Below are 12,401 nucleotides of genomic sequence, written 5' to 3' on the forward strand. Positions count from 1 at the left end.
ACAGGTCTAGTCCAATGACCAGACTAGCTGTGCGCGTGACCTCCCGCATCGTGCTCGGCGGCCTCCGAGGAAGTCGTCGCGGGGGCCGGGGCCGTGCCCGGGGTGCCCGCCTTCACGGTGAAGGCGGCCGTGTGGACCTTGCCGCCGTGCTGGAAGTCGAGGAAGAGGCGGTACGTGCCGGTGCTCGGGGCGGTGGCCGTGAAGGAGACGTCGGGGCCGGGGCCGCCCTCGTTGGGGTGGACGTGGAGGTAGGCGAGGTCACCCTGGCGGAGGGCGACCAGGTGCCCGTACGCGCCGAGGTACGGCTCCAGGTCGGTGACGGGCTTCCCGGCCTTGGTGACGGTGAGACGCAGCTCACCCGCCTTGCCGGGGTCGAGGGTGCCGCCGAGGCGGACCTGGTAGCCGTCGACGTCGGCGGTGGGGGCGACGGCGGGGAGCGGCCGCGGGGTGGAGGCGCCGGGGACGGCGAGGTCGACGCCGAGGGTGAGGGCCTTGGCGCCCTTCGCGGCGGGCTTGAAGTCGGCGAACGCCTTGTATCCGCCCGCGGCCGGGAGGTCGGCCTCGACGGTCCAGGTGCCGTCGGCGGCCTTCTCGGGGTGGAGGTGACGGAAGACCGTCAGGTCGCGTGAGGCGACGATGAAGTGCAGTTCCTTGCCGTGTTCGGTGGTGAAGGCGGTGACCTTCTTCCCGGCGGCGTCCTGGATGGCGAAGGTGAGGGTGCTGCGGCCCACGGGCGGGTTCGGGGTGGCCAGGGCGAGGGTGTAGCCGCCGTCGGAGACCTGGAGGCCGCCGGGGAGCTCGGCGCCGCGCGCGGCGGGGGCGGTCGCCTCCTCGTGGCCGGCGTGGCCACCGGCGGAGGCGTCCGCGGAGGCACTGGCGGAGGCGCTGGGCTCGGGCTTCGCGGCGGCGTGCTCGCCGTGCTCCGCCTTCTTGGGCTCCTCGACCGGCCCGACTCCCTTCCCGACCCCGTACGCGGTGCCGAAGGTCGCGGCGAGCGCGGCGGCGAAGGCGGTGATCTTCACTCCGGTGTTCATGGCTGCTCTCCCATGTCGGATGCGCAGGTGCGTGGATGCGGGTGCGCGGCGGGGTGTTCTCCTGCTCTCTGCACTTCACCATACCCCTGGGGGGTATCAAGTCAAGTCGGTCCGACACTTGCGCCGGATACCACCCGGGGGTATACATGGAGACACAACGCCGATACCCCCCGAGGGTATCCGGTCCACTGGACACACGATGGAGGACGACATGGGTTCCTGCTGCACCCCCGACAACAGCTGCTCGACGACCGGCACCACCGCGGTCGCCGTCGCCGACGCGACCAGCACCGTCTACGCGGTCTCGGGCATGACCTGCGGCCACTGCAAGACCGCGATCACCACGTCCGTCAGCGCGCTGGAGGGCGTCCTCTCCGTGGACGTCGACGTCGCCGGCGGCCTGGTGACCGTCACCACGGACGGCGCGCCCGACGACGCCGCCATCGGCGCCGCGATCGACGACGCCGGCTACGAGCTGACCGGCCGCGCCTGACCGGCCGGCGCCCCACTGGCCGCCGGGGCCCGACCGATCCCCCGCCCGGGCCCCGGCCCCCGAACCCCGCTACACCGAGGAGCAGGAAATGACCACGACCACTCCGGGCACCGCCCAGGTCGAGCTCGCCATCGGCGGCATGACCTGCGCCTCGTGCGCGGCCCGGATCGAGAAGAAGCTCAACCGCATGGACGGGGTCGAGGCCACCGTCAACTACGCCACCGAGAAGGCGAAGGTCACCTTCGCCGCCGACATCCCGGTCGCCGACCTGATCGCGACCGTCGAGGCCACCGGCTACACCGCCGAGGAGCCCGCTCCCCCGAAGGCCGACGCCCCCGGCGACAGCGGCCCCACCGACGAGGAGAAGGCCGACGAGGAGCTGCGGCCGCTGAAGCAGCGGCTGGTCACCGCCGTCACCCTCGCCGTGCCCGTCATCGCCATGGCGATGATCCCGGCGCTCCAGATCGAGTACTGGCAGTGGCTGAGCCTCACGCTCGCCGCGCCGGTCGTCGTCTACGCCGCCTGGCCCTTCCACAGGGCCGCCTGGACCAACGCGAAGCACGGCGCGGCCACCATGGACACGCTGATCTCGGTCGGCACGATCGCCGCGTTCCTCTGGTCCCTGTGGGCGCTCTTCTTCGGCACCGCCGGTACGCCGGGGATGACGCACCCCTTCGAGTTCACGATCGCCCGCACCGACGGCGCCGGGAACATCTACCTGGAGGCCGCCGCCGGCGTCACCGCCTTCATCCTGGCGGGCCGCTACTTCGAGGCCCGCTCGAAGCGGAAGGCGGGCGCCGCGCTCAAGGCGCTGATGCAGCTGGGCGCCAAGGAAGTCACCGTCATCAAGAACGGGCGCGAGATCACCGTGCCCACCGCCGAACTCCAGGTCGGCGACCGCTTCCTGGTCCGCCCGGGCGAGAAGATCGCCACCGACGGCACCGTCGTCGAGGGCTCCTCCGCCGTCGACGCCTCCATGCTCACCGGCGAGTCCGTGCCGGTCGAGGTCTCCGCCGGCGACTCCGTCACCGGCGCCACCCTGAACGCCGGCGGCCGGCTCGTCGTCGAGGCCACCCGCGTCGGCGCCGACACCCAGCTCGCCCGGATGGCGAAGCTCGTCGAGGACGCGCAGAACGGCAAGGCCGCCGCCCAGCGCCTCGCCGACCGGATCTCGGCCGTCTTCGTGCCGATCGTCATCGCGCTCTCGCTCGGCACCCTCGGCTTCTGGCTCGGCACCGGACAGGGCCTGACCGCCGCCTTCACCGCCGCCGTCGCCGTCCTGATCATCGCCTGCCCGTGCGCCCTGGGCCTGGCCACCCCGACCGCCCTCATGGTCGGCACCGGCCGCGGCGCGCAGCTCGGCATCCTGATCAAGGGCCCGGAGGTCCTGGAGACCACCCGCAAGGTCGACACCATCGTCCTGGACAAGACCGGCACCGTCACCACCGGCCGGATGACCCTGATCAAGGTCCACACCGCCGCCGGTACGGACGAGACCGACGTGCTGCGCCTGGCGGGCGCCCTGGAGCACTCCTCCGAGCACCCGATCGCCCAGGCCGTCGCCACCGGCGCGGCCGCGAAGGTCGGCACCCTGCCCACCCCCGAGGACTTCGCCAACGTCCCCGGTCTCGGCGTCCAGGGCGTCGTCGACGGCCACGCCGTCCTCGTCGGCCGCGAGAAGCTGCTCGAAGAGTGGGCGATGTCCCTCCCGGCGAGCCTCAAGGCCGCGAAGGACGCGGCGGAGAAGGCCGGGAAGACGGCCATCGCGGTCGCCTGGGACGGGGAGGCCCGCGCGGTCCTGGAGGTCGCCGACGCGATCAAGGAGACCAGCGCGGAGGCGATCCGCCGGCTCAGGGGCCTGGGGCTCACCCCGATCCTGCTGACCGGCGACAACAAGGCGGTCGCGGAGTCCGTCGCCGCCGAGGTCGGCATCGGCGAGGTCATCGCCGAGGTCATGCCGCAGGACAAGGTCGACGTCGTCAAGAGGCTCCAGGCGGAGGGCCGTTCGGTCGCCATGGTCGGCGACGGCGTGAACGACGCCGCCGCGCTCGCCCAGGCCGACCTGGGCCTGGCGATGGGCACGGGTACGGACGCGGCGATCGAGGCCGGCGACCTCACCCTCGTACGGGGCGACCTGCGGGCCGCGGCGGACGCCATCCGGCTCTCCCGCAAGACCCTCGGCACGATCCGCTCCAACCTCTTCTGGGCCTTCGCCTACAACGTCGCCGCCCTGCCGCTCGCCGCGGCCGGACTGCTGAACCCGATGATCGCCGGTGCCGCGATGGCCTTCTCCTCGGTCTTCGTGGTCGGCAACAGCCTCCGCCTGCGCGGCTTCCAGGCCGCCGACAAGTGACCTCCGGACCCTCGACCTGACGGGAGCCCGCCGTGGCCGGCTACGTGCACCACAAGGAAGACATCATCAGAAGGCTCCGGCGGATCGAGGGGCAGGTCCGGGGGGTGCAGCGGATGGTCGACGAGGACGTCTACTGCATCGACGTCCTGACCCAGGTCTCGGCCATCAACGCGGCCCTCCAGTCCTGCGCGGTCGCCCTGCTGGACGAGCACCTCAGCTGCTGCGTCACCGAGGCGATCGAGGCCGGCGGCGATCAGGCCAAGGTGAAGGTCGGCGAGGCGTCGAAGGCGATCGCCCGGCTGATCCGGACCTGACGGAGTCCACCACCGCCCCCGTGCGAGGGGCCCGCGCGAGCGGGCCGCCGTACGGGGGCGGTCGCCGTTCCGGGGGCCGTCAGGAACCCGCCAACTTACCCATGGGGGGTATACCTCGTGCGGGTGTGCGACCCGTACGATGAGCCGCCCGCGAGGGGAGGGGATGCACGTGCGCCGGCTGGGAGAGCTGGAGGCCGAGATCATGGACCGGCTGTGGGCCTGGCAGCGGCCCGCCACCGTCCGCGAGATCGTCGACGACATCAACCGCGGCCGCCGGGTCGCCTACACCACCGTCATGACGGTGGCCGACATCCTGCACCGCAAGGGCTGGCTCCGCCGCGAGAAGGCGGGCCGCGCCTGGCTGTACGAACCCGTCCGCGGCCGCGAGGAGTACACCGCCGGTCTCATGCGCGACGCCCTGGGCGACAGCCAGGACCGCCCCGCCGCCCTCCTCCGCTTCGTGGAGGCCATCTCCGAGGAGGACGTGGAAGCCCTGGACGCGGCCCTCCGCACCGCACGCGGCGAACCGGAGGCGGGTACGGATCCGGGGGCGGGTACGGATCCCGGTGCGGGTGCGGGAGCGGAGCCGCGTACGGGAGCGGAGCCGCGTACGGGATACGGCACGGCGTTTCGGGGAGGATCCGCGTGAACCACCATGTTCTTGTGCCCCTTGGGCTCGTCCTGCTCTCCGGGGTCGTCGTGCCGTGGTCGCTGGTCCGGGCCCGGTGGGCGCAGCAGGTGCCCCGGCTGGCGGTCGGGGTGTGGGCCGCCTGCGGAGCCGTCTTCGCCGTCGCCTGCGCGCTGCTTCCGGCGCAGTTGCTGCTGCCCGGGGAGTCCAGTCACCGGCTCACCGACATGGTGCTGACGCTCCGGCCACCCACCCTGGGGCAGGTACTGGGGCTGCGGGGGCGGGAGTTGGCCGCGCTGGTCGTGGCCGGCGCCGTCCTCGCCGTACCGTCCGGCGCGTTCGCCCTCGGGCTGCTGCGGGCCCGCCGGGCACGGCGGGCGCACGCGGGGGTGCTGCGCCTGATCGGGCGGTACGACCCCGAGCTCGGCGCGACCGTGCTCGAACACGCCCGGCCCGCCGTCTACTGCCTGCCAGGACGCAGCCGCCGCGTCGTCGTCTCCTCCGGCGCCCTCGACACGCTCACGCCCGCGCAGCTCGCCGCCGCCCTCGCGCACGAGCGGGCCCACATCGCGGGCCGGCACCATCTGCTGGTCGCCGCGGCCGAGGCGTTCGGCACGGTCTTCCGGCGGCTGCCGCTCGCCCGGCACGGCTCCACCGCGGTGCCGCTGCTCCTGGAGATGGCCGCCGACGACCGGGCGCTGCGCCGCTGCACGCGCGACGCGCTCGCCACCGCGCTCTACGCCCTCGCGGCGGGCCGCGCGCCGCGCGCCGCGTTCGCCGCGGGCGGGCCCTCCGCGGCGCTCCGGATGCGGCGGATCCTCACCCCGCACCGCGCCGGACATCCCGTGCTGCGGGGACTGCTGACGATCGGCGCGGCGGCTCTCGCGATGGCTCCGCTCGTCGTCGCCTGCTGTTCCTTCCCGGCCTAATGACCGGACCAACTCTCCTATTTACTAAGCGAATTCGTAGATTTCGCATCGGTCACGCACCCGGGAACCGGTCGCTATTGTGGGTACGTTGGAGCTCCGGCTCACCACGGCGCTCGGCACGGCGAAGGGTACAGATCCAATGCAGCTCGCTGGCGTCCGTACGGCAGCGGCCGGCGACGCGACGACGATATCCCGGCTGCTCGCCGACGCGATCCGGAGCAGCTATGCGGGAATGCTGGACGAAATCCCGCTGCGCCGGCTGATCTCCACACAATGCGCGCTGCCGCGCATACGCGCGGAAATAGAAATTCCGGGAGGCGCGCCCGGCTGGCTGGGCTGGCTGGTCGCGGAGAACCCCGAGGGCCGGCTCGTCGGCGCCGCCGCGTGCGGGGTGCCGGTGCCGGGCGAGGGCGAGCTGTACGCACTCGCGGTCGCGGAGGGCGCGCGCCGCCGGGGGGTCGGTACGGCCCTGCTGGCGGCGGCCACCGACCGGACCCGCGCCTACGACGCGCGGGAGCAGCGGGTGCAGCTGCCGGTGCAGGCGGACCCGGCGCTGCCCTTCTACCGGGGCCAGGGCTTCACCTCCCTGGGGCCGACCCGCTGGAGCCGCGCGGTCGTCTAGGGACCCCACCCGGACCCCACCCTCGCCTCGTACAAGGGTTCGTGGCAGATCTACGCCATCGCGTGTTCACGCAGCCCGATCCGGTGGATCGGGCGTCCTCGCGCAGGTCAGGATGGTCGCAGCGGCGCGGTCCCGGCGGCACGGGCACCTCGCCCGGACGGCATGGACCGCGCGAGCCCCTGGAGGAGCGATGCACACCCCGAGCGGCACTTCCCTGCCCGCCGTGCCCGCAGCGCTCACGCCGGTCCTGCCGTCCCGATACGACCGGGAGCGGGCGCCCCGGGCCGGGGCCGGGGTGCGGATCACCCCCGACGCGCTGCCCGGCCTGGAGTCCGTCTCCGCGATGGACGAGGGGTCGGTCTGGCTGCACGACGCCCTGCTCGGCCCGCACAGCGCGGACATCGTCCGCTATCTCGGCCTCGCCCGCTCCACCGGCGGACCCGTCCTGGACCTCGGCTCCGGCGCGGGGCGGCTCGCCGTCCCCTTCGCCCGGCACGGCTTCGCCGTGGAGGCCGTGGACCGGGACGCCTCGGCACTGGAGCGCCTCGACGGCTGGGCCCGGCGGATCGGCCCGCAGGTGGCCGGTCTGGTGGTGACGCATCGCGCGGACCTCAACGAGCTGCGGCTCAGGGGCAGTTACCGGCTGGCGCTGCTGGCGGGCGCGATGGTCTCGGCGGTCCCGCCGGCCCGGCGGCCCGGGCTGCTGCGGGAGGTCGCGGGCCATCTGGAGGCGGGCGGGGCGCTGGCCCTGGACTACACCGCGCACCTGCGGCCGGGCCTGGTGGCGGAGCCGCGGCGGACCTGGGCGTTCCAGGTGCCGCGGTTCGACGGGATCGACGAGTGGGTGGTGGCCCGGCAGGTCTTCGACCTGGGCGCGATGAGCGAGCGGATCACGTACTACACGGCGAGGACCGGCAAGCTCTCCGTGGAACGGACGGTCCTGACCACCGACAAGTGGATCGTCGACCAGGACCGCCTCACCGCCGAACTCCACTCGGCGGGCCTCCACATCGAGGGCCGCCGCCGCCACCGCATCGACGACCGCACGGAGTCGGTCCTCCTGGTCTGCCGCGCGGACGACTGAGGGGCGGGGCGCGCGACAGGGCGCCCGGATCCGCCGCCCTGACGGGGCGGGTGGGCAAGAGGTACGATGCCCGCAAACGTTTGGGTCGACCAGAAGGCGCCGGGTGGCGGACCGGGTGGCCGGGCGGGCGGCGGAGGAGAGGGCGGTCGTGGGAGAGCTGGCGGGTCGTGAGGCGGTGATCCAGCGGCTTCGGGACGTGGGGCTGCGGGTCACCGGGCCGCGCCTGGAGGTCCTTTCGGTGCTCGCCGCCGGGGGTCACCTCGACGTCGAGGCGATCACCACGACCGCCCGCGAGCGGCTGGGCACCCTCACCAGCCAGGCCGTCTACGAGATGCTGCGGCACTTCCAGGAGACCGGCCTGGTCGGCAAGTTCGACCGTCCGGGCCTGCCGGCCGTCTTCGAGATCTCGGGCCCCCCGCACCAGCACGCCCTGTGCGTGCGCTGCGGCCGGGTGGAGAACGTCGACATGACCACGCCCGCGCCCGCGCCGCCGCGCGGCAGCCTGCCCGGGTGGCGGACCGGCGAGACCGAGCTGGTCTTCAAGGGGCTGTGCCCCGATTGCGCGGAAGAGTCCGCCTGATCCCGCTCGTGCGGCTTCGTCCGTGAACATCGTGCGGAACGTTCGAATGTGTGGCAGGGTCTGCCGGGGCGTTTTTCAACGGGATCCGCGCGATCCGAGGGGAGTCTGCTGCCGACGTGTCCAAGAACGCCGCCGGAGTACGTACAGGAGCCGAGCAGGCCCTCGCCCTCTACCAGGCCCTCCGCGCAGCACCGGGCACCCCGCTCGACGAGGCGGCCCGCGCACTCCAGCTCACCGACACCGAACGGGAGCGCTCCCAGGCCGAGTTGGCCGCCCTCGGACTGATCGACCCCGCCTCGCCGTCCCTCTCCGTCATCGCCCCGGACGTCGCCCTCCTCGCGCTGCTGCGGCACGAGCGGGACCGGCTGGAGAGCCGGCTCGCCGAGACCAGCCGCGCCCACACCGCCCTGGAGACCCTCGCCGGACCGTTCCTGCGGGCGCGCACCGAGCCCGGCTCCGACGTCGAGGTCGAGATCGTGGACGACCCGGCGCGGATCCGGCGCGAGCTCGCCGACCTGACGAAGACCGCCCGCGGCTCCGTCCACTCCATGGCCACCGGATCGGTCCGGCGCGAGGAGATGGCCCAGGAGCTGGACCGGGACCGGGAGCGGGTGGCCCGCGGGGTCACCGTCCAGGCCATGTACAGCCACCGGGTCGGCCAGGTACCGGAGATGGACCAGCACCTCGCGGCCCGGACCGCGCTCGGCGCGGAGATCCGCCTCTCCCCCGTCGTCCCCATGAACATGCTCCTCGCCGACGACTCCTTCGCCGTGCTCCCGACGGACCCCCGCGACCCCGCCTCCCCCGCGATCCTGGCCCGCGGACCCGGTCTGGTCCGCGTCTACCGCGCGCTGTACGCCTACTGCTGGCACGCCGCGACCCCGTACGGACACCACCAGGAACCGGACGGGAGCGGTGGCGACGGCCTCACCGAGCAGCAGCGGACCGTGCTGCGGATGCTGGCCTCGGGCATCAAGGACGAGCAGGTGGCGCGGACCCTGGGGGTGTCGCTGCGCACGATCAGCCGGCTCATCTCCGAGGTGATGCACGAACTGGGCGCGGCCAGCCGCTTCGAGGCGGGCGTGAAGGCGGCCCGGCTCGGCCTGCTGGACGGCGAGGGCGGCCCGGACGGCCTCGGGACTCCGCAGGACAGCGCGTAGCCTGAACGGTCCGGACGGTCGATTCGCGACGACGAGGGGGAAGTTCGCCATGGACACCACGGGCGGCGGCACGGTGGACGACAGGACCGGGCTGCTGGTGACGCTCTATCAGGAGCTGCGCCGCCGCGGGGTGTCGAACTACACGGAGGTGGCCGCCGGGTTAGGACTCACACCGGAGGAGTACGAGCGATGTCGGGCCGAACTGCTCTCCCTCGGCCTGATCGTCCCGACCACCAGCCGGCACGCCACCGCCGCCGACCTGCGCAACGCCGACTGGCGACCCGAGGAGGGCGCCGTCGCGTCGGTCCACCCGGAGATCGCGCTGCTGCGCATCCTGAACCGGGAACGGGCCCGCCTCCGCGAGCACCTCGCCGAGGCCGACCAGGCGTACAGCACCCTGGAGACCCTGGCCGGGGCCTTCCTCCAGCCCGGCTCGCTCTCCGGCTCCGAGATCGCCGTCGAGGCGATCACCGACTACCGGCGGATCCAGCAGGCCCTGGAGGACATCGTCGACGTCACCCAGGAGGCGTCCTGCTCGATGTACCCCACGGGCCCCGGCCGCCAGGTCCCGGAGCGGATCTTCGAGCGGGACGCCCGCCAGCTCGCCCAGGGGATACGGCTCCGCGCCGCGTACCGCGTCCAGGACGCCGTACGCCCCGAGGCCGCGGCCGTCATCAAGCGCCGCGCCGAACTCGGCGTCGAGGTGCGGATCGCGCCCGAACTCCCCATGACCATGGTCCTGGTGGACCAGCAGTACGCGCTCGTGCCCCTGCACCCCGAGGAGCCCGGCCGGGGCGCGATCCTGGCCCGCGGCCCCCTCCTCGTCGGGTCCTTCCTGAGCCTGTACGAGCACTGCTGGCACACCGCCACCCCGTACGGCGACGACATGGCGCCCGAACGGGGCGGCGACGGCCTCTCGGAGCAGCAGCGGGCGGCGCTCCAGATGCTCGCGGACGGAATGAAGGACGAGAAGATCGCCCGCAATCTCGGGGTGTCGCTGCGCACGGTGAGCCGCATGCTCTCCGAACTCATGCAGGAATTGGGGGCGTCGAGCCGTTTCGAGGCCGGAGTGCGCGCGGTGCGCCTCGGCTGGCTCGACTGAGGAAGCGGAACTCGACCGAGGAAACGCAACCCGGCCGAGGACGCGGAAAAGCCCCGTGATCGTGGCAGCGATCACGGGGCTCCGGTGAATTCTTTTGCGAATGCGCTCAGTTCACCGGCGGGGCGGGCGTCGCGGTGGCCGTGTTGTGCGGCCAGTCGACGGTGACACCGGCGTGCTGGACCGGGGAATCCGGGCCGGTGCCGGGGGTGACCGCGAAGGCCGCGCCGGCGCCGACCGCCAGACACGCCGTGAGGGCGACCAGGAACTGGCGGACGGCCTTCTGCATTCCGGAGTTCTGCTCGACGGACATGATTCCTCCAGGAGTTGGAACAGTCGAATGTGCTGAATCCCGCTTCCGGGGGCCCGTGCCGCCGGGCACTCCCTGAAGACAACTCCATTCTGTCGGCGCCCCGTTGGCGAATCCACCGTTCTCCGATGCGTGGACCCGCCATGGCGTGAGTGCGTCAATCGGCCGCCGAATCAACGGAATTGGCCGGTCCGTAGCGCCCCTAACCTTTGGTCGAACCAAAAGAGATGCTAGACTCGTGCTACGGCCTTCTCGTTCCTCCAGGAGAGAGGGGCCGCCGGGGCAGGGGCGTGCCGCCGCCCTTGCCCCACCCGTGACGGACCCGCCGGTGACGCACCCGCCCGCCGCGCCCCCGCCGGCTCCCGTACCGCCAGCGCGTCCTCGTACACCTCGATCGTCCGCGCGGCGGACCCCCGCCAGCTCATCCCCCGGGCGTGCCCCACCGCCGCCGCCCCCATCGTCGCCCGCGCCCGTGGGTTCCGGGCCAGCCACAGCAGCCTGCGGGCGTACTCCACCGGGTCGTGCCCCCGCACGAGCAGCCCCGTCACCCCCTCCCACACCGCCGTCGGCAGCCCGCCCACCGCCGAGGCCAGGACCGGCGTCCCGCACGCCTGCGCCTCCGCCGCCACCAGGCCGAACGACTCGCTCCGCGACGGCACCACCAGCACGTCCGCCGCCCGGAACCACTCCGCGAGCCGCTCCTGCGGCACCGGCGGCCCCGGCCGCAGCACGTCCGCCACGCCCAGCTCCGCCGCAAGGCGCGCCACCGCGCCCTGCTCCCCCGCCCCCGAATGCCCGCCGATCACCGGCACGAGCAGCCGGCCGCGCAGCCCCGGCGCCATCCGCAGCAGCTCCGCCACCGCCCGCACCAGCACGTCAGGCCCCTTCAGCGGCTGGATCCGCCCCGCGTACAGCGGCACGAACGCGTCCGCCGGCAGCCCGAGCCGGGCCCGCGCCGCCGCCCGCCCCGCGTCCCGCCCCGGCCCGGGGGCGAAGGTCCGCAGGTCCACCCCCGGCCGGACGACCTCGGTGCGCGCCGCGTCCGCCCCGTACAGGCTCCGCAGCGCCTCGGCCTCGTCCGCCGTGTTGGCGATCAGCCGGTCGGCGCCCGCCGCGAGCTGCCGCTCGCCGAGGATCCGGGACTCCGGCTCGGGGGTGTCGCCCTCGCCCAGGTGCGCGTTCTTCACCAGGGCCAGGGTGTGCGCGGTGTGCACCAGCGGGGTTCCCCAGCCGAAGGCGGCGATCCTGCCCGCCTGCCCGGAGAGCCAGTAGTGCGAGTGGACCAGGTCGTAGGCCCGCTCGTGCCGGAAGAGACCGAGCGCGAAGGGCAGCACCAGGTCCGGCACCGCCTCCTTGGCCACCGCCCGGCGCGGACCCGCCACCACCTGCCGGACCCGCACGCCGGGCGCGAGATCGGTCAGCCGGGGCTCGCCGCCGCCCTGGCAGCGGGTGAACAGGTCGACGCTCACGCCCTGTTCGGCGAGGGCCCGGGAGAGTTCGACCATGTAGACGTTCATGCCGCCGGCGTCCCCGGTACCGGGCTGGTGGAGCGGGGAGGTGTGGACGCTGAGCATGGCGACGCGCAGGGACACGAGGGGCTCCTGAGAGGTGGGGGAGCCGCGTGCCCCCGCGCGGGACGCGCCGGGGCACGCGGCAGGGGATGAGGGGATGAGGGGATGAGGGGTACGGGACTGGATATTGGCTATTGGCTATTGGCTATTGGCTACTGGCTACTGGCTACTGGCTACTGGCTGATGTATCCGACTGCTTAGTTGCTTAGAAGGCCAGGTCGGGA

General features: G+C 73.4%; 13 protein-coding genes. 10 read left to right on the forward strand and 3 right to left on the reverse strand.

What is annotated here, in order from left to right:
• Positions 1–23: 23 nt before the first annotated feature.
• Positions 24–1,034 carry a hypothetical protein gene (locus ACFXMG_RS17060; RefSeq protein ID WP_383818057.1) on the reverse strand — a complete coding sequence of 337 codons (1,011 nt, stop codon included), beginning with the start codon at positions 1,032–1,034 and terminating at the stop codon, positions 24–26.
• 211 nt (positions 1,035–1,245) lie between these two features.
• On the opposite strand from ACFXMG_RS17060, the gene ACFXMG_RS17065 reads away from it, so the two are divergent.
• From ACFXMG_RS17065 to ACFXMG_RS17110, 10 genes are all read left to right on the forward strand, one after another.
• Positions 1,246–1,527 carry a heavy-metal-associated domain-containing protein gene (locus ACFXMG_RS17065; RefSeq protein WP_383818056.1) on the forward strand — a complete coding sequence of 94 codons (282 nt, stop codon included), beginning with the start codon at positions 1,246–1,248 and terminating at the stop codon, positions 1,525–1,527.
• Between the two features lie 88 nt (positions 1,528–1,615).
• Positions 1,616–3,880 (forward strand): heavy metal translocating P-type ATPase, encoded by a 2,265-nt coding sequence (locus ACFXMG_RS17070; protein ID WP_383818054.1) that lies wholly within the window; start codon positions 1,616–1,618, stop codon positions 3,878–3,880.
• Between the two features lie 32 nt (positions 3,881–3,912).
• Complete coding sequence (locus tag ACFXMG_RS17075; RefSeq protein WP_383818052.1) at positions 3,913–4,194, forward strand: metal-sensitive transcriptional regulator; 282 nt, start codon at positions 3,913–3,915, stop codon at positions 4,192–4,194.
• 169 nt (positions 4,195–4,363) lie between these two features.
• Positions 4,364–4,843 (forward strand): BlaI/MecI/CopY family transcriptional regulator, encoded by a 480-nt coding sequence (locus ACFXMG_RS17080; protein ID WP_383818050.1) that lies wholly within the window; start codon positions 4,364–4,366, stop codon positions 4,841–4,843.
• A gap of 14 nt (positions 4,844–4,857) precedes the next feature.
• Positions 4,858–5,751 carry a M56 family metallopeptidase gene (locus tag ACFXMG_RS17085; protein ID WP_383818049.1) on the forward strand — a complete coding sequence of 298 codons (894 nt, stop codon included), beginning with the start codon at positions 4,858–4,860 and terminating at the stop codon, positions 5,749–5,751.
• Positions 5,752–5,890: 139 nt separating this feature from the next.
• Entirely contained in the window at positions 5,891–6,373 is a 483-nt protein-coding gene (locus ACFXMG_RS17090) for a GNAT family N-acetyltransferase (protein WP_383818048.1), read from the forward strand.
• A 190-nt stretch (positions 6,374–6,563) separates the two neighbouring features.
• A complete protein-coding gene (locus tag ACFXMG_RS17095; RefSeq protein ID WP_383818046.1) occupies positions 6,564–7,457 on the forward strand; it encodes an SAM-dependent methyltransferase in 894 nt (297 codons plus the stop codon).
• Between the two features lie 148 nt (positions 7,458–7,605).
• Positions 7,606–8,037: a Fur family transcriptional regulator gene (locus tag ACFXMG_RS17100; protein ID WP_383818045.1), complete on the forward strand. Its 432-nt coding sequence runs from the start codon at positions 7,606–7,608 to the stop codon at positions 8,035–8,037.
• A gap of 116 nt (positions 8,038–8,153) precedes the next feature.
• On the forward strand, positions 8,154–9,197 hold the full coding sequence (locus tag ACFXMG_RS17105) for a LuxR C-terminal-related transcriptional regulator (RefSeq protein WP_383818043.1): 1,044 nt from the start codon (positions 8,154–8,156) through the stop codon (positions 9,195–9,197).
• Positions 9,198–9,246: 49 nt separating this feature from the next.
• The gene (locus ACFXMG_RS17110; protein ID WP_383818042.1) at positions 9,247–10,299 is read left to right on the forward strand and encodes a LuxR C-terminal-related transcriptional regulator; all 1,053 of its coding nucleotides are present in this window, start codon (positions 9,247–9,249) and stop codon (positions 10,297–10,299) included.
• A gap of 106 nt (positions 10,300–10,405) precedes the next feature.
• Here ACFXMG_RS17110 and ACFXMG_RS17115 read toward each other — a convergent pair whose 3' ends face one another.
• Positions 10,406–10,609 (reverse strand): hypothetical protein, encoded by a 204-nt coding sequence (locus tag ACFXMG_RS17115; RefSeq protein WP_383818040.1) that lies wholly within the window; start codon positions 10,607–10,609, stop codon positions 10,406–10,408.
• A 227-nt stretch (positions 10,610–10,836) separates the two neighbouring features.
• Complete coding sequence (gene mshA, locus ACFXMG_RS17120) at positions 10,837–12,180, reverse strand: D-inositol-3-phosphate glycosyltransferase (RefSeq protein ID WP_384119870.1); 1,344 nt, start codon at positions 12,178–12,180, stop codon at positions 10,837–10,839.
• Positions 12,181–12,401: the final 221 nt, after the last annotated feature.

Source organism: Streptomyces sp. NPDC059201 (assembly GCF_042754585.1).
In the GTDB taxonomy this organism is placed as follows: Bacteria; Actinomycetota; Actinomycetes; order Streptomycetales; family Streptomycetaceae; genus Streptomyces.